Below are 14,874 nucleotides of genomic sequence, written 5' to 3'. Positions count from 1 at the left end.
CATAAGGAACCGCGCCGTGACGGCCGCATAAAAGGACCCCCACCGGGACGACCGCATGAGAGAACACCGCCGGAACGACCGGATGAAGGAACCGCGCCGTGACGGCCGGATAAAAAAGCGGCGTGATGGCTGGATGAAGGGACCGGGCTGCCGGCGATCCCGATGGGCCGCCTCATGCCGGGAGCAGGTCTCCTGAACGAAGGCCCCCGTCAGGGGTTCCGGTCTGTCGTTGCCGGCCTCGTGACGACGTACCGGAAATTTCAGCCTTTGAAGGGGCCGGTCACCTCATAAGTGACCCCGCCCTCGCGGGAGGAGAAGTAGAGGCGCTCCCCGTCCGGGGAGAACGCGAGGCCGGTGATCGATCGCTCCGGGCCGTCGACGCGCAGGAGCGGGGTGACCGCGCCGTCGTCGCCGATGCTGTTGATCTCGCCGTCGCGGGTGACGAACAGGTCGCCCGCGCCGGCCAGCAGCCTCGGGTCGGCGCCGTAGAGGACCGAGAGCTCGCCCGCCGTCGGGTCGTAGGACCACACGCGGTCGTCGCCGGTCGAGAAGTAGCAGAAGCCGCCCGACGTCGAGCAGCGGCCGGCCCGTTCGAAGCGGACCGTGCCCTCGACCTGGTCGCGGGCGGGCGCGTCGGTGGCGGCCGGGTTGGGCACGCGGGACCACGTCACCTTCCCGGCGCCCGAGCCGACCATGACCTCCAGGACCCCGGTCGTGAGGTCGCCCCAGTCGTCGGGGCGGAAGCGGTAGAGGCACCCCTCGGGGTGGTCCTCGGTCAGGTAGACGACCTGGCCGACCTCGTCGCAGACGGCGCTCTCGTGCCGGAACAGGCCCATGGCCAGGCGCGGCATGGCGGCGAAGTGGCCGTAGGGGTCGCATTCGAAGACGCGGCCGCGGCAGGTGTCCTCACACGACAACCACGTGTTCCACGGCGTCGCTCCGCCGGCCCGGTTGCTGTCGGTGCCCGACAGGATGCGGTAACCGCTGCGGATCGACCCGTCGGGGCCGAACCTGAGCGCCGACACCCCGCCGAGGAGCGGGATCTCGGAGTTGGAGACGTAGATCCAGCCGTCGCCGTCGACGAAGCACGCGCCGTCGTCGGGCGCCTGGTGCCACGTGAGGCCCCCGACCCGTTCGCCGGTACGGCCGACCACGCGGCTGGTGAATCCCTCGGCCAGCTCGATGGCCGGATCAGCAGGTGTTCTCATCAGGGCCGCGAACCTCCCCGAACCGGCAGCCATGGAACCTCCCTCACAAATCACGCTACGCGTGACAGGCGGGGCCAGTCGAACCGAGCGACGTGAACTTACGGGGAATCCGCACGGGTCCGCGGCTAAAACTTTGCCCAAACCGCGAGCGGCGGAGAGCTGGACCATTTCTAAAGTGGTCGGCCATGCCCCTTCCTCCCGGAGACGTGCTCGCGCCCGCGGTGACCTCGCGCCGCGCCCTCGTCTTCCTCGACCAGGACCCTCCGGGCCGTCGGCTCGCGAGTGCCCTCAGATCGTCCGGCTACGCCGTCGAGACCTGCCCGTCGGGGCGGCGCGACCACGAGCGGCTGGCCGCGTTCCTCGCCTCGGGACGGCCCGGCGACCTGCTGCTGGTGCGCTGGCCGTCGACCTCGACCTGGTCGGGGGCCGACTTCGCGACGCTGGTGAAACGTTTCGGGGCCTCCGTCGGCGAGACCACCGCCTCGGCGGTGCTGATGATCGTCGACTTCGGGTGGATCGGCAGCGCCTCCCCCGACGAGCAGACCGTGAGCGCCCTGCTGACCCCGCCGGGCATCGCCGCCGCCGCGCTGACCACGGGCCTGGCCCTCGGCGCGGAGGTCCGGCCGGGCGCGCCGTCGCTGACCGAGGTGGTGGCCGACGGGCTGCTGACCTTCGACGCCGACCTGGGCGGCGACGGCGTGGTCTCGGTCGCCGACCTGCTGGCCCACGCCCTGGCCGCCTTCGGCGAGCACGCCGAGTTCCTGCCCCACCTGCTGACCTCCCCGGAGGCGCTCGACGTCGCGGTCGCGGTGCGCGGCACCGTGCCGGGCACGCTGCCCACGGTCTTCGAGCGGGCCGCCGCGATGCTGGGCGGCCCCCGGCCGAAGTCGGCCGAACAGGCCGTCGCCCGGATCTACGACGAGCACCTGTCGGTGGACGCGCAACTGCTGCTCCGCCGCGGCAGCCTGCTGTCGGAGGGGGAACGGCTGACCGGCGAGGTCGCCGAGGTCCTCGGCGGCACCCGGAAGGGCCGCACCGAGCTGGCCGAGTGGGGCCTGCTGGGTGAACCGTTCAGCCACCCGGCCGTGGCCCTCTTCGGCCGGGCCCGGCTCGACGACGACGAGCGGGCCACCCTGCCGGGCGCGCTGCGCCGCTGGCGGGCCCGCCGACGGGCCACCCGGCCCCGGGCCCGGCTGACGCCTGACCGGTGGACCGTCGACGACCATCTCGGCCACCGCGTCTACGCCGAGGCCATCGCCGCGTTCATCCGGCACGCCGAGACCCGGCCGCCGCTGACGATCGGGGTCAAGGGCCCGTGGGGCACCGGCAAGACCTCGCTGATGCGGATGATCCAGGAGGAGCTCGACCCCGGCGCCCCCGCGGGCAACGCCCGTGAGCTGCGGCTGCCCCGGAGCCTGCCGGCCCGTCCGCCGGCCCGGCTGATCCGGCTGCTGGCCCGGCTCTGGCCGGGCAACCGGGCCTCCGAGGGCGTCACCAACGCCGAGGTCCGGGCCCTGTCGAAGGAGGCCGAGGGGGAGCCCGCGCCGGTCGAGGCGACCACCGGCGGCTGGCGGCCGACGGTCTGGTTCAACCCGTGGATGTACCAGAACGACGAGCAGGTCTGGGCCGGGCTCGCCCACGAGATCATCACCCAGATCACCGACCGGCTGCCCCGCGCCGAACGGGAACGCTTCTGGCTGCGGCTCAACCTGGCCCGCGTCGACCGCGAGGCGGTCCGCCGCCGCGCCTACCACCTGGCGCTCATGCGGCTCGGCCCGGCGGTGCTCGGGCTGGTCCTGACGCTGCTGCTGTCGGGCGCGTCCCTGCTGGCCGCGCCGCTGCTGCCGTTCCTCGACGGCGCGGCGGGCGCGCTCGCCTCGGGCGGCGCGGTGGCCGCGGTCTTCGCGGCTTCTGTACGTCTGGCGCGCTTCCTCACCGAATCGGCCGAGTCGGCGTTCGCGTCACTGGTCCGGGCGCCCGACCCGCTGAGCGGAGACGGGCCGGGCTACGGGGCCCGCACGGGCTTCCTGCATCTCGTCCAGACCGACATGAAACACGTGCTCGACCTGGTCGCCACCTCCGAGCGCCCCCTGGTGGTCTTCGTGGACGACCTCGACCGCTGCTCGTCGGGCGCGGTCGCCCAGGTGATCGAAGCGATCAACCTGTTCCTGGCCGGGGAGTTCCCCAACTGCGTGTTCGTGCTGGCCATGGAGCCGGAGGTAGTGGCCGCGCACGTCGAGGTGGCCTACCGCGACCTGGCCGAGAGCATGCCCGCCCACCTGCGCGAGGACCTCGGCTGGCGGTTCCTGGAGAAGATCGTCCAGCTGCCGCTGCGGGTGCCGCTGCTCGACGAGGACGCCCGCCTGCCCGAATACGTGCGCGCCCTCATGGACATCCCGGCCCAGCGCCGCGCCCCGGTCGCCGCGCCGGTCCGCCCGTCGGTCGACCTGGCGATGGTGGCCCGCATCGAACGGCAGATCCGGGGCTCCGGCGCGCGGGTCGACACCCTCGACGAGGCGGCCCGCGTGGCCCAGGACACGGTCGCCGTGGACGAGGGCGAGACCTCCGCGCTCGGCGGCCTGTGGGCGGAGACCCGCCTGGCCGCCGACCGGGTGTTCGACGACCTCTACAGCGACGAGAACGCCTACCGCGCGATCCGCGGCGCGCTGCCGGTGCTGGCGGCCTCGAACCCGCGCGAGCTCAAGCGCTACGTGAACGTCTTCCGGTTCTACTCGTTCGTCACCTACCGCCAGCGGCTGGCCGGGGAACGCGCCGCCTCCGACGCCGAGGTGGCGAAACTGGCCGCCCTCACGGTCCGCTGGCCGCACCTGCTGTCGCGGCTGTCGGGCGGCACGGTGCTCGGGAAGCTGGAGGAGGCCGCCCGCGACGGCGGCCGGTGGGACGAGGCCCTGCACGACGCGGGCCTGGAACCGGGTCCGCGATGGGACCCGCTGAAGGTGCTGCTGGCCGCGCCGCCGTCGGTGACCGACCTGGCCCGGCGCCTGCTGTGAACACACCGATGCCGCGGTCTCGAAAGACCGCGGCATCGGTTCCCGGTGACCCAGGTTGGCGCCGCCGCTCCTGAAAGGATCCAGCCAATCACGTGATCAGGCGCGGCGGCCGTCTCGGTTCGGGGGGTGTCAGCGCTGGGCTTGGATCATCCAGTGCTGCTTCTCCAGCTCGCGGGTGATCCCGATGAGCAGGTCCTGGCTGACCAGGTCGCTCTTCTCGGTCGCCTCGATGCGCTCGCGCATGCGGCGCACCATCGACTCGAGGATGTCGGTCATCGCGGCGACGACCTTGCCGTCCTCGATGTAACCGGGGTCGAGCTGGTGCAGGTGCGTGTGCTCGGCCAGCGTGCGCGCCCGGCCGTCAGGGTTGACGCCGATGGCGATGGCCCGCTCGGCCACGCTGTCGGCGCTGTCGCGAGCCAGGCTGACGATCTCGTCGAGCTGCAGGTGCAGCGATCGGAACGACCGTCCGATGATGTTCCAGTGGGCCTGCTTGCCGAGCAACGACAAGTCCAGCAAGTCGACGAGTGCCCCCTGCAGCGCCTCAGCCGTGACCTTCTTGTCCTCCGCGCTCAAGAGGCTGGTGATCGAAGCCATGAAAGCGGATCTCCCTCCCAGATAAGCCGGTCTATTTCGCACAACAGTGGACGAATCGCCCATATTCCCCACTTGACAGTGTCATCGTGACAGTGTCACTGTTGAGGTATGGACGAGACCTGGACCATCGCCGAACTGGCCGAGCGCGCCACCGCCGCGCTCGCCGGCCTGGCGCCTGCCAACGGCCGGGTCAGCGACGTGCCGAACGAACGCCTGATCCGCTACTACACGACGATCGGCCTCCTCGACCCCCCACTCGCCCGCCGCGGCCGCATCGCCCTCTACGGGCGAAGGCACCTGCTGCAACTGGTCGCGATCAGACGCCGCCAGGCCGAGGGCCTCTCCAACGCCGCCATCCAGCAGGACCTCCTCGGCGCCACCGACGCCCGCCTGACCGAACTCGCCGGCGGCGACCTGCCGGCCCCGGACCGGCCCGCAGCCGCCGAGGGCGGCCGACAGGAACCCTCCCGAAACGGCCACTCCCAGCCGACCGATCCCGGCCCGCGCCAAAGGTTCTGGACCAGCACACCGACCTCGGCGACCGCCTCGGCCACCACCACCCGGACAGCGGCGGCCGCGCCGAAAGGCCTCGGCACTCCCCCGCCCGGCACGTTTCCTCCTGTTTTCCATGGCGTCGGCCTGGCTCCGGGGGCCGCGCTGCTGCTCTCTCGCCAGCTCGACGATCACGAGCTCGCCGCCGTCACCCTGGCCGCGCGGCCGTTGATCGAACTCCTGACCGACCTTGGTTTCACCGAAGGGATTCCGTCATGACCGTTCCCATCACGCCGATCAGGCCCGATGAGGTGCTGCCGGTTCCCGACGCGGGGTTCGGGGCCCTGGAGACCGAGAAGGGCAACCTGCCCCTGGAGTCGGTCGACGTCCGGGCGTCCATCTCGGCGCTGACCGCCGGGGTCGAGGTCACGCAGGGGTTCCGCAACCCCCACGACGTCCCGCTCGAAGCCACCTACGTCTTCCCGCTGCCGCCGCGCGCGGCCGTCACCGCGTTCCGCATGGAGGCCGACGGGCACGTCGTCGAGGGCGTGCTGAAGGAGCGCGGGCAGGCGCGGGCCGACTACACCCAGGCCCTCCAGGAGGGCCGCCGGGCCGCCATCGCCGAGGAGGACCGGCCTGACGTCTTCGCCATCAGGGTCGGCAACATCGTGCCGGGCGAGCGGGTGACCGTCCACCTCGATCTGAGCCAGCCGCTCCCCTACGAGGACGGCGCGGCCGAGTTCCGGTTCCCGCTGGTCGTGGCCCCTCGGTACATCCCGGGCGCCCCGCTCGACGGCGCGCCGGCCGGGGCGGGGACCGAGGCCGACACCGACGCGGTGCCCGACGCCTCCCGGATCACGCCACCGGTGCTGCTGCCGGGCTTCCCGAGCCCAGTCAGGCTCGGGCTGAGCGCGACCGTCGACCCGGCCGGGCTCGACGTCACCGAGATCCAGAGCAGCCTGCACGACGTCGACCGCGAGGGCGACACCCTCACGGTCCGGCCGGGCGAGCGGCTCGACCGCGACTTCATCCTGCGGTTCCGCTACGCCGAGTCGACCTCCCTCACGCTCACCCCCGACGCCGAGGGCGAGGAGGGCACCTTCGCGCTGACCGTGCTGCCGCCCGAGGTGGAGCGGCGGCGCACCCCGCGTGACGTGGTGCTGCTGCTCGACCGGTCGGGCAGCATGTCGGGCTGGAAGATGGTCGCCGCCCGCCGGGCCGCCGCCCGGATCGTCGACACCCTCACCCCCGCCGACCGGTTCGCGGTGATCTCCTTCGACCACGTCGCCGAGCAGCCGTTCCCCGGCCTGGCCGAGGCGACCGACCGCACCCGCTACCGCGCGGTCGAGCACCTGGCCCGCCTGGAGGCGCGCGGCGGCACCGAGATGCTCCAGCCGCTGGAGACCGCGCTCGCCCTGCTGTCCGACGCCGGCCGCGACCGGGTGCTGGTCATGGTCACCGACGGACAGGTCGGCAACGAAGACCAGATCATCGAACGCGTCGGCGCGCGCCTCACCGGCGACGTCCGTGTCCACACCGTCGGCATCGACCAGGCGGTCAACGCCGGTTTCCTCGGCCGCCTGGCGCTGCTCGGCGGCGGCCGGTGCGAGCTCGTCGAGTCGGAGGACCGCCTCGACGCCGCCATGGAGCACATCCACCGCCGCATCGGCGCCCCCCTCGTCACCGACGTGACCCTCCACCCCGAGGGCCTGACCCTCTCCGGCGTCACCCACGTCGGCTCGTTGTTCCCGGGCGTCCCGCTCACCGCCCACGGCCGCTACCGCGCGGCCTCCAAAGAAGCCTCGATCTCTGTACGCGGCCACGCGGCCGCCCCCTGGTCCCAGACCGTCACCGCCCGGCAGAGCGCCAACCCGGCCGTGCGCTCGATCTGGGCACGGGCCGAACTGCGGCGGCTGGAGGACCGGTACACCATCGGCGAGCACACCCTGGAGCAGCGCATCGTCGAGACGTCACTGGCGTTCGGGGTGCTCTGCCGGTTCACCGCGTTCGTCGCGGTCGACGAGCGCGTGGTCGGCGACGGCCCGCCCGTCCACCAGGTGATCCAGCCGGTGGAGACCCCGGCGGGCTGGGAGAGCGCCACCCCCGTCCACCTGACCGCCGCAGGCGGCGCGATGCCCATGATGGCCCGCGCCAGCCTCGGCTTCGCCGCCCCACCGCCCCCGGCCCCCGGCGGCCCCCCGGCCATGCCCGCGTCGATGCCGCCGCCGATGCCGCCCTCGATGCCCGCCCCGATGTCCCCGCCCATGCCCGCCCCGAAGGCCGCGGGCCGGTTGCGCCGCGCGTTCAGCGGCGGAGGAAGCGGAGGGATCGACCGCATGATGCCGCACCCGGGCCGCGAGCAGGCGCCGCAGACGGACATGAGCGGGATCGTCCCGCTGCTGCGCGGTGAGCTGACCCGGCTCGCCCAGGCGAAGGCCCGGCCCGACGACGAGCGCCGCCGCTACCTGGCCGACCTGGCCAGCCGCCTGCGCGTGGCCGCCCAGATGGTCGGCGGGCACCAGGAGCTGACGGCGCTCGCCAGCGAGCTCGAATGGGCCGAACGTCCCGACTTCGACCTCACCCGCCACTGGGCCAAGACCGAGGAGGTGCTGACCCGCCTGGCAGGCGACACCCCAGACCCGAAGCCCTTCTGGAAACGCTGACCAGACGGCGAAGGGCCCGGACTCACCTGGAGTCCGGGCCCTTTACAAAGTAGATCACTGGTTCTCTTTGGCCGCCTTCGCGGCGCGGACCATCTCGACCTTCGCGCTGGCCGCGTACTTGTCGACGTATTCCTGGCCGGAGAGTTCCATGAGGGCGTACATGATCTCGTCGGTGACCGCGCGGAGCACGTGGAAGTCGTTCTCCATCCCGTAGTAACGGGAGAAGTCGAGCGGCTTGCCGTAGCGGACGCCGGGGCGGATGCCGAGCTTGGGGACGAGCCGGCCGGGGGGCATCATCTCGAAGGTGTTGACCATCGCCCAGGGGATGACCGGCGCCCGCGACTCCAGGGCGAGCCGGGCGACGCCGGTCTTGCCCTTGTAGAGGCGGCCGTCGGGTGAGCGGGTGCCTTCGGGGTAGATGCCCAGGACGTTGTCTTCGCCCAGCACCCGCAGGCCGGTGTTGAGCGCGGCCTCACTGGCCTTGCCGCCCGAACGGTCGATCGGGACGGTGCCGACCCCGGAGAAGAAGGCCCGGCTGACCAGGCCCTTCAGGCCGGAACCGGTGAAGTAGTCGGACTTGCCGAGGGAGATGACCTTGCGGGGCAGGAACAGCGCCCCGAAGAAGTGGTCGGCGAACGACAGGTGATTTCCGGCCAGGATGACCGGCCCCTCTTTCGGCACGTTGTCCACCCCCTCCGCCCACGGGCGGAAGACGAAGTGGAGGAAGGGCCAGAGGATGGCCTTGACCACCCAGTAGAACACTCAGGGGCTCCTTCTCTCGGCATTGCCTGTGCCATCTGTTCGTGTCATCTTGCCACGCCCTCTCCTCTCGCACGACTACGGCTTAACGTGCGACTATCGGGCATATTTCCCATCGGGAGGTGCCATGCCGTTGTTGCCGGGCGCGGAGCCCTACCATCACGAGGGCGGACCGGTCGGGGTGCTGCTCTGCCATGGCTTCACGGGGACGCCACAGTCGCTGCGCCCGTGGGGTGAACACCTCGCGGAAGCCGGGCTGACGGTCTCACTGCCCCGATTGCCCGGCCATGGAACCACCTGGCAGGAAATGAACCGCACCCGCTGGGAAGACTGGTACGCCGAAATAGACCGGGCCTTCACGGTGCTGAAGTCCAAGTGCGCGGACGTTTTCGTGATGGGCCTGTCGATGGGCGGCTGCATGGGCCTGCGGCTGGCCGAGGTGCACGGCCCGGCCGTGCGGGGCCTGGTGCTGGTCAACCCGTCGGTGGTGAACGACAACCCGGCGCTCAACTTCGCGCCCGTCCTCAAGTGGGTGCTGCCCTCGGTGGCGGGGGTGGCCAACGACATCAAGAAGCCGGGGGCGACCGAGCTGGCGTACACGAGGACGCCCGTGAAGGCGGCGGCCACGCTGCCGAAGTTGTGGCGGCTCACCCAGGCCGGACTCTCCAAGATCACGCAACCGGTGCTCGTCTACCGGTCTCCGGAAGATCATGTGGTCAAAGCGGCCAGCGTGGCGTTCCTGCGCGACAGAATGGGAGAGAACCTGGAAATCCGGGAGTGCGCCGACAGCTATCACGTGGCGACGCTCGACAACGACGCCCCGCTCATCTTCTCGGGGAGCCTCGACTTCGTCCGAGCGCACGCCTCGGTACCCTTGACCAAAGACCTGTGACCTGGGATCGATGTGACGCCGCAGAGTGACGAAGACGAGGTCTGGCGTCAAATCGTCGCCTCATTCAACGAGAGCGCCGGAGACGATCCGGCCGACCGGCCCTGGCCCGACCGGGAGAACGTCCCGGACGGCGAGGAGCCGACGTCCAAGCCCACGCCCGAGGAGCTCGACGAGGCCGCCGAGGAGACGGGCGACGAACCGGCCGAGGCCGTCGACGACGACCACGACCACTACGTCCCGCCGCCCCCGCCGCCGCTGCCGAAGGCCGACCTGGTGACCCGGGTGGCCTGGACCGCGCTGTTCGGCGGGCCCGCCTACCTGCTGCTGGCCGCGATGCTGAAGCTGCCGATGGATCCGTGGATCGTCTTCACGGCGGTGGCGTCGTTCATCGGCGGGTTCGTGGCGCTGGTGGTCCGCATGGGCGACGGCCCCCCGAACGACTCGGGCTGGGACGACGGGGCCGTGATCTAGAGGGTCAGCGGACGGTCGAGCCGGCCGCCGGGCCGAAGGTCTCGACCAGATCGCTGTAGTGGTCGTCGGCGAGCACGTGGCCGACGGCCATCGTCACGTCGTCGGCGCGCACGACCGCCTGGAGCCGCACCGACCGGTCGCCGGTCCCGGCGTCGCCGCGCAGCGGCTTCCACTTCCTGTCGGTGTAGCGGAGCAGGAACGCCTCGCCGGGGCGGTCGGCGTCGTAGCCGGACGCCCAGTAGCCGCCCTTGCCGTCGCCGGTCACGCCGTAGAGTTCGGCGTCGCCGTCGGGCAGGGTCTCGCGGTGCCACTTCTTGCCGTCCCAGCGCAGGATCAGCGGGAGGGTGGTGCCGTCGTCGGTGAAGACGCCGCCGACCGCGACCGCGCGCTTGGCGCTGGTGATGTAGACGTCACGCAGGTAGCCGCCCTCGACGCCGGGCAGGTTCACGGGCTTCCACGACCCGCCCGACAGCTTCATGATCAGCGGCTCGTCGCCGTTGTTGCCGACGGCCCAGCCGTCCTTGCCGCGCAGCGCGACGCCGTGGAGCACGCCGTCGGGGCCTTCGTGCACCTTCCAGGCGGGCCCGCTCGTCACCACGAGCACCCGGCCGCCCCGGCTGCCGACGATCACCGCCTTGCCCGGTTCCGCCGCCACGGCGCGCAGCCAGTCGCCCGCCCTGACCTGCGGCACGACGACGCGGTCGATGCCGCCACCGCCGCCGCGCCCGACGTAGGGCACGCCGTCGTGGCCGTCGCCGACCACCCAGACCTCGTTGTCGGAGGCCGCGCTGACCGAGCGCAGCGGCCCGGCCCCGGTGGCGTCGCCCCGCGTGGGCACCTCGGTCCAGGAGGCCCCGTTCCAGCGGGTCACGATGCCGCGGTTGCGCCAGACGTCCCAGAGCCCGGTCTGGCCGACGGCCCAGACCGCCGTGCCGGACACCCCGCTGACGTCGGCGAGCGCGGCGTCCCGGCCCAGGCGCGCCGACGACGCCTGCCGCACGACCTCTTCGGGAACGGTGGCGGACCAGGCGGAGGCGGTGGACACGTGCGCGAGCGATGGTGCGAGCGGGAGCTGGCCGGCCAGCAGACCGGCGAGGAACACACACAACGGCACCGCACACCGCATCAAGCGGCGGGGCATGAACAAATCGTACGGGGAGGCACGGCCCTCGCGGGCGATAGGACGGAAATCCCCCGGTCAAGACCACCCCCGAGGGCCCCCATCGGTCCCTAGATCACCCACCCCAAACCCCCGAACCGTCCAGGGCGGGGCAAGGACTCCGGCAAACGCCGGACGAATGGGCGGCCCGGCGCCCCGGCCTTTATCCGTCATTCGCCGCAACGACGTTCGCGAATACCGCCAAAATAGGACGTAACCAACCGAAGAGGCCTGGTCAGCGGCCCAGGCGCCATATTCGCCGCAACCTGGTCTCCGTTTATCGAATGGGATCGGTGCTCCCCGCGTTATCCGGGTCACTACCATTTACTCGTGCTTCCTGATAAATATCCGACAAAAGCCGTCTTTCTCGATCACAGCGGCCGTCGCCGCCGGTTGATGACGATGGTGTCGATCGGGTCGAGCGTCCCGCTCGTGGCACTGCTCGCGGTCGTCGTCGGGGGCCTGCTGTCCGACACGAGACTCTCCGTGCACGGATGGCCGGGTGAACCACGGGGAGGGTCGGCCGACCTGGCCTCCTCCGGTCCCGCCATGGAGGCCCGGCCGAGCCGGCTCGACCGGCCGTCGCCGTCGGTGACGCGCTCGGCGGTCCGCCCGGCCGTCAGCATCGCCCGCCCGGCCTCGCCCGCGGCGAGCCCGAGCCCGGAGCCGTCACTCAGCCCGGAGCCCTCGCCGAGCCCGGTGCCGGGCCGGGCGGCCGAACCGGCGCCCGCCTCCCCCAGCCCGTCGGCGCCCGAGCTCACGACCGCCCCGACGGCCGAATCCACCCCCGACGTGACCCCCGACCCCGGCGGCGGCGGCCTGATCGACCTGAACCTGACGATCCGATGACGCCGACCGGTTCCGGACCAGGGGGCCGGACCCGGCCGCCGCCCAGAGGCCGCTCACCCCGCCGGCGCGACCGGCCGCAGGCGGCGCGCACCACCACGTCCGGAGCGCCGTCGGGCCCGCGCGGGCACTGGCTGCTGTTCGCCGCCGGCCTGGTGCTGGTCGCCGTCGCGCTGACGCTCAACGGCTACGCCACCAACGTCGTCGGCGAGACCCGGCCGGGCCCGTCCGCCGCCGACCACTCCTCCGCCGAGTCGGCCGAGGTCCGGCGCGGGGGTCCCGTCGTCAACGTCACGGCAGGCCGGCCCGCCAGCCTGCGCCTTCCCGACCGGACCGTCGCGCTGACCTTCGACGACGGCCCCGATCCCGTCTGGACGCCGCGGGTGCTCGACGTGCTCGACGAACACGGCGCGAAGGCCACGTTCTTCGTGGTCGGTTCGAAGGTGGCCGAACACCCCGATCTGACGCGGCGCATCGTCGCCGAGGGCCACGAACTGGGCAACCACACCTACTCCCACGCCGACCTGAGAGAGGTGCCCGGCTGGCGGCTGCGGCTGGAGTCGTCGCTGACGCAGCGGGCGCTGGCGGGCGCGACCGGCCTGCACACGACGCTGGCCCGGCCGCCCTACTCCGGCCCGGCGGCCGAGACCACGGCCCGCCAGTGGGAGGCCATGAAGGAACTGGCCGCCGAAGGCCACCTGATCGTCCTGAGCGACCTCGACGCGAAGGACGGGGACGTGACGGCGGCGCTGCCCGCGCGGAGCGAGGGCGCGGTCGTCACGATGCGCGATTCGGGCGGCGACCGGCAGGCGACCGTCGAGGCCCTCGACCTCGTCCTCGGGATCCTGCACGACCGCGACTACCGGGCCGTCACGGTGACCGAGGCGATCGGCATGCCGTCGGCGCACCGGAAGGCCGGCGGGGTCGACCGGTTCTTCGGCGGCGCGCTGAACCTGGCGCAGCGGGCGTCCGGGACCTTCGTCGACGTGCTGGGCTGGGCGCTGTTCGCCGCCGGGGCGCTGACCCTGGGGCGGTTCGGCTTCTTCATCGTGCTCGCGGCGGTGCACGCGCACCACACCCGAGGGGGCACCCGGCGGAGGCACTCCGTGCGCGTCTGGCCGGGCCCGCCGCCGGTGACCGTGATCGTGCCCGCCTACAACGAGGCGGCGGGCATCCAGGCGACGGTGCGCTCGCTGGTCGCCACCGGCTACCCGGGCGAGGTCGAGATCCTGGTCGTCGACGACGGCTCGACCGACGGCACCGCCGACCTGGCGGCGGGCTTCCCCGGCGTCCGGGTGATCCGCCGCCCCAACGGCGGCAAGTCGGCCGCGCTGAACACCGGCATCGCGCACGCCTCGCACGAGCTGCTCATCATGCTCGACGGCGACACCGTCTTCGAACGGGCCACGATCGGGCGGCTGGTCCGGCGGCTCGCCGACCCGGCGGTCGGCGCGGTGAGCGGCAACACGAAGGTGGGCAACCGGCGCGGCGCGATCGGCCGCTGGCAGCACATCGAGTACGTCATCGGCTTCAACCTCGACCGCCGCGCCTTCGAACTGCTCGACTGCATGGCGACCGTGCCCGGGGCCGTGGGGGCGTTCCGGCGTTCGGCGCTGGAGGCGCTCGGCGGGGTCAGCTCCGACACCCTGGCAGAAGACACCGACCTGACGATGGCGTTGTGCCGGGCCGGCTGGCGGGTGGTCTACGAGGAGAACGCGGTGGCCTGGACCGAGGCCCCGGCGACGCTCGGCCAGTTGTGGAAGCAGCGCTACCGCTGGTGCTACGGCACCCTCCAGGCGATGTGGAAACACCGGCGCGCCGTCCTCGACCGCAACCCGTTCGGCCGCCGCTGCCTGGGCTACCTGGCGCTGTTCCACGTGCTGCTGCCGCTGCTGGCGCCCGTCGTCGACCTGATGGCGGTCTACAGCATCGCCGTGGACGACCCCCTGCCGGTCGTCGCGGCCTGGGCCGGCTTCGTCACGGTGCAGATGGCGATCGGCTGGTACGCCCTGCTGCTCGACGGCGAACGCGCCTCGGCGTTGTGGATCCTGCCGCTGCAGCAGTTCGTCTACCGGCAGCTCATGTACCTGGTGGTCATCCAATCACTGGTGACGGCGCTGCTGGGGGTGCGGCTGCGCTGGCACGGCATCCGCCGGGAGGGCACGTTCAGCGAGCCCGGACGCACGCCGGAGGCTCAGATAGAGCGCAGGTCTGCCACCACGGGCCGGTGATCGGAGGCGGCGTCCAGGTCGGCCTCCCGCGCGGCGGCGACCCCGCGCGCCACCGCCACCATGCCCCGGCCGGTGAAGATCGCGTCGATGCGCTTGCCGGCGAAGGTCGCCCCGTCGCCGCCCTCGGCGTAGCGGGAGGCGAGGTGTTTCCACGCCGCCGCCCCCGGCAGCTCGTTCAGGTCGCCCGCCAGCACCGGGACCGCGTCGAAGCGGGCGGCCACCGACTCGACCCGGCGCACGATCTCCACCGCGTGCGCGAGCCGGGCCCCGGCGTGCAGGTCGAGGTGGAAGGAGGCGGCCGCCACGCGCAGCCCTTCGGCCTCGACGACGGCCATCGCGATCGAGCGGCGTTCGAGGCCGGGGAACCAGCGCAGCCGCCGGTGCTCGGCGTGCAGCACGTGGACGCCGGGCCTGACCAGCACCGCCACCCCCGACAGGCGGGCGTGGCAGGCGAGGTCGAGCCCGGTCAGCCGGGTGACGGCCGCCCCGAGGCCGCGTTCCTGGACGCACAGCACGTCGGCGGCCAGCGCGCGGATCACCCGCGC

Annotated in this window: 12 protein-coding genes; 7 read left to right on the top strand and 5 right to left on the bottom strand. The window is 72.4% G+C overall.

What is annotated here, in order from left to right:
* Window positions 1-260 precede the first annotated feature (260 nt).
* A complete protein-coding gene (locus tag AW274_RS37035; RefSeq protein ID WP_083975460.1) occupies window positions 261-1,241 on the bottom strand; it encodes an alkaline phosphatase PhoX in 981 nt (326 codons plus the stop codon).
* Window positions 1,242-1,393: 152 nt separating this feature from the next.
* On the opposite strand from AW274_RS37035, the gene AW274_RS37030 reads away from it, so the two are divergent.
* Entirely contained in the window at window positions 1,394-4,219 is a 2,826-nt protein-coding gene (locus AW274_RS37030) for a KAP family P-loop NTPase fold protein (protein WP_083975458.1), read from the top strand.
* Between the two features lie 129 nt (window positions 4,220-4,348).
* Here the strand turns inward: AW274_RS37030 and AW274_RS37025 are convergent, their stop codons facing one another.
* Window positions 4,349-4,816: a Dps family protein gene (locus tag AW274_RS37025; protein WP_062443336.1), complete on the bottom strand. Its 468-nt coding sequence runs from the start codon at window positions 4,814-4,816 to the stop codon at window positions 4,349-4,351.
* A gap of 108 nt (window positions 4,817-4,924) precedes the next feature.
* On the opposite strand from AW274_RS37025, the gene AW274_RS37020 reads away from it, so the two are divergent.
* Complete coding sequence (locus AW274_RS37020; protein WP_062443333.1) at window positions 4,925-5,587, top strand: MerR family transcriptional regulator; 663 nt, start codon at window positions 4,925-4,927, stop codon at window positions 5,585-5,587.
* On the top strand, window positions 5,584-7,971 hold the full coding sequence (locus AW274_RS37015; RefSeq protein ID WP_062443330.1) for a VIT domain-containing protein: 2,388 nt from the start codon (window positions 5,584-5,586) through the stop codon (window positions 7,969-7,971). The genes AW274_RS37020 and AW274_RS37015 overlap by 4 nt, the downstream gene beginning before the upstream one ends.
* A gap of 54 nt (window positions 7,972-8,025) precedes the next feature.
* Here AW274_RS37015 and AW274_RS37010 read toward each other — a convergent pair whose 3' ends face one another.
* Window positions 8,026-8,733, bottom strand: coding sequence for a lysophospholipid acyltransferase family protein (locus AW274_RS37010; RefSeq protein ID WP_062443327.1), 708 nt, complete (start codon window positions 8,731-8,733; stop codon window positions 8,026-8,028).
* Between the two features lie 124 nt (window positions 8,734-8,857).
* Between AW274_RS37010 and AW274_RS37005 the strand changes: the two genes are divergently transcribed.
* Together AW274_RS37005 and AW274_RS37000 are read left to right on the top strand one after the other, a co-directional pair.
* Window positions 8,858-9,622, top strand: coding sequence for an alpha/beta hydrolase (locus tag AW274_RS37005; RefSeq protein WP_062443324.1), 765 nt, complete (start codon window positions 8,858-8,860; stop codon window positions 9,620-9,622).
* A 12-nt stretch (window positions 9,623-9,634) separates the two neighbouring features.
* Window positions 9,635-10,093 (top strand): hypothetical protein, encoded by a 459-nt coding sequence (locus AW274_RS37000; protein WP_062443321.1) that lies wholly within the window; start codon window positions 9,635-9,637, stop codon window positions 10,091-10,093.
* 4 nt (window positions 10,094-10,097) lie between these two features.
* Here the strand turns inward: AW274_RS37000 and AW274_RS40925 are convergent, their stop codons facing one another.
* The gene (locus AW274_RS40925; protein WP_062443318.1) at window positions 10,098-11,234 is read right to left on the bottom strand and encodes a hypothetical protein; all 1,137 of its coding nucleotides are present in this window, start codon (window positions 11,232-11,234) and stop codon (window positions 10,098-10,100) included.
* 450 nt (window positions 11,235-11,684) lie between these two features.
* On the opposite strand from AW274_RS40925, the gene AW274_RS36990 reads away from it, so the two are divergent.
* Window positions 11,685-12,101, top strand: a complete 417-nt coding sequence (locus AW274_RS36990) for a hypothetical protein (protein ID WP_157520930.1) — start codon at window positions 11,685-11,687, stop codon at window positions 12,099-12,101.
* Window positions 12,098-14,329 (top strand): bifunctional polysaccharide deacetylase/glycosyltransferase family 2 protein, encoded by a 2,232-nt coding sequence (locus tag AW274_RS36985; RefSeq protein ID WP_083975450.1) that lies wholly within the window; start codon window positions 12,098-12,100, stop codon window positions 14,327-14,329. Before AW274_RS36990 ends, AW274_RS36985 begins: the two co-directional genes overlap by 4 nt.
* Here AW274_RS36985 and AW274_RS36980 read toward each other — a convergent pair.
* Window positions 14,293-14,868 (bottom strand): endonuclease/exonuclease/phosphatase family protein, encoded by a 576-nt coding sequence (locus tag AW274_RS36980; RefSeq protein WP_232320672.1) that lies wholly within the window; start codon window positions 14,866-14,868, stop codon window positions 14,293-14,295. The genes AW274_RS36985 and AW274_RS36980 overlap by 37 nt on opposite strands.
* Window positions 14,869-14,874 lie beyond the last annotated feature (6 nt).

It is taken from the genome of Herbidospora daliensis, from assembly GCF_001570585.1.
Lineage (GTDB): Bacteria > Actinomycetota > Actinomycetes > Streptosporangiales > Streptosporangiaceae > Herbidospora > Herbidospora daliensis.
This window is presented reverse-complemented; position numbering and strand designations above follow the sequence as displayed.

Excerpts from the sequence above, each read along its gene's own strand:
- AW274_RS37015 (WP_062443330.1), top strand. The coding sequence starts at position 5,584 with ATGACCGTTCCCATCACGCCGATCAGGCCCGATGAGGTGCTGCCGGTT.
- AW274_RS37035 (WP_083975460.1), bottom strand. The coding sequence starts at position 1,241 with ATGGCTGCCGGTTCGGGGAGGTTCGCGGCCCTGATGAGAACACCTGCT.
- AW274_RS36985 (WP_083975450.1), top strand. The coding sequence starts at position 12,098 with ATGACGCCGACCGGTTCCGGACCAGGGGGCCGGACCCGGCCGCCGCCC.
- AW274_RS37030 (WP_083975458.1), top strand. The coding sequence starts at position 1,394 with ATGCCCCTTCCTCCCGGAGACGTGCTCGCGCCCGCGGTGACCTCGCGC.
- AW274_RS37005 (WP_062443324.1), top strand. The coding sequence starts at position 8,858 with ATGCCGTTGTTGCCGGGCGCGGAGCCCTACCATCACGAGGGCGGACCG.
- AW274_RS37020 (WP_062443333.1), top strand. The coding sequence starts at position 4,925 with ATGGACGAGACCTGGACCATCGCCGAACTGGCCGAGCGCGCCACCGCC.
- AW274_RS40925 (WP_062443318.1), bottom strand. The coding sequence starts at position 11,234 with ATGCCCCGCCGCTTGATGCGGTGTGCGGTGCCGTTGTGTGTGTTCCTC.
- AW274_RS37025 (WP_062443336.1), bottom strand. The coding sequence starts at position 4,816 with ATGGCTTCGATCACCAGCCTCTTGAGCGCGGAGGACAAGAAGGTCACG.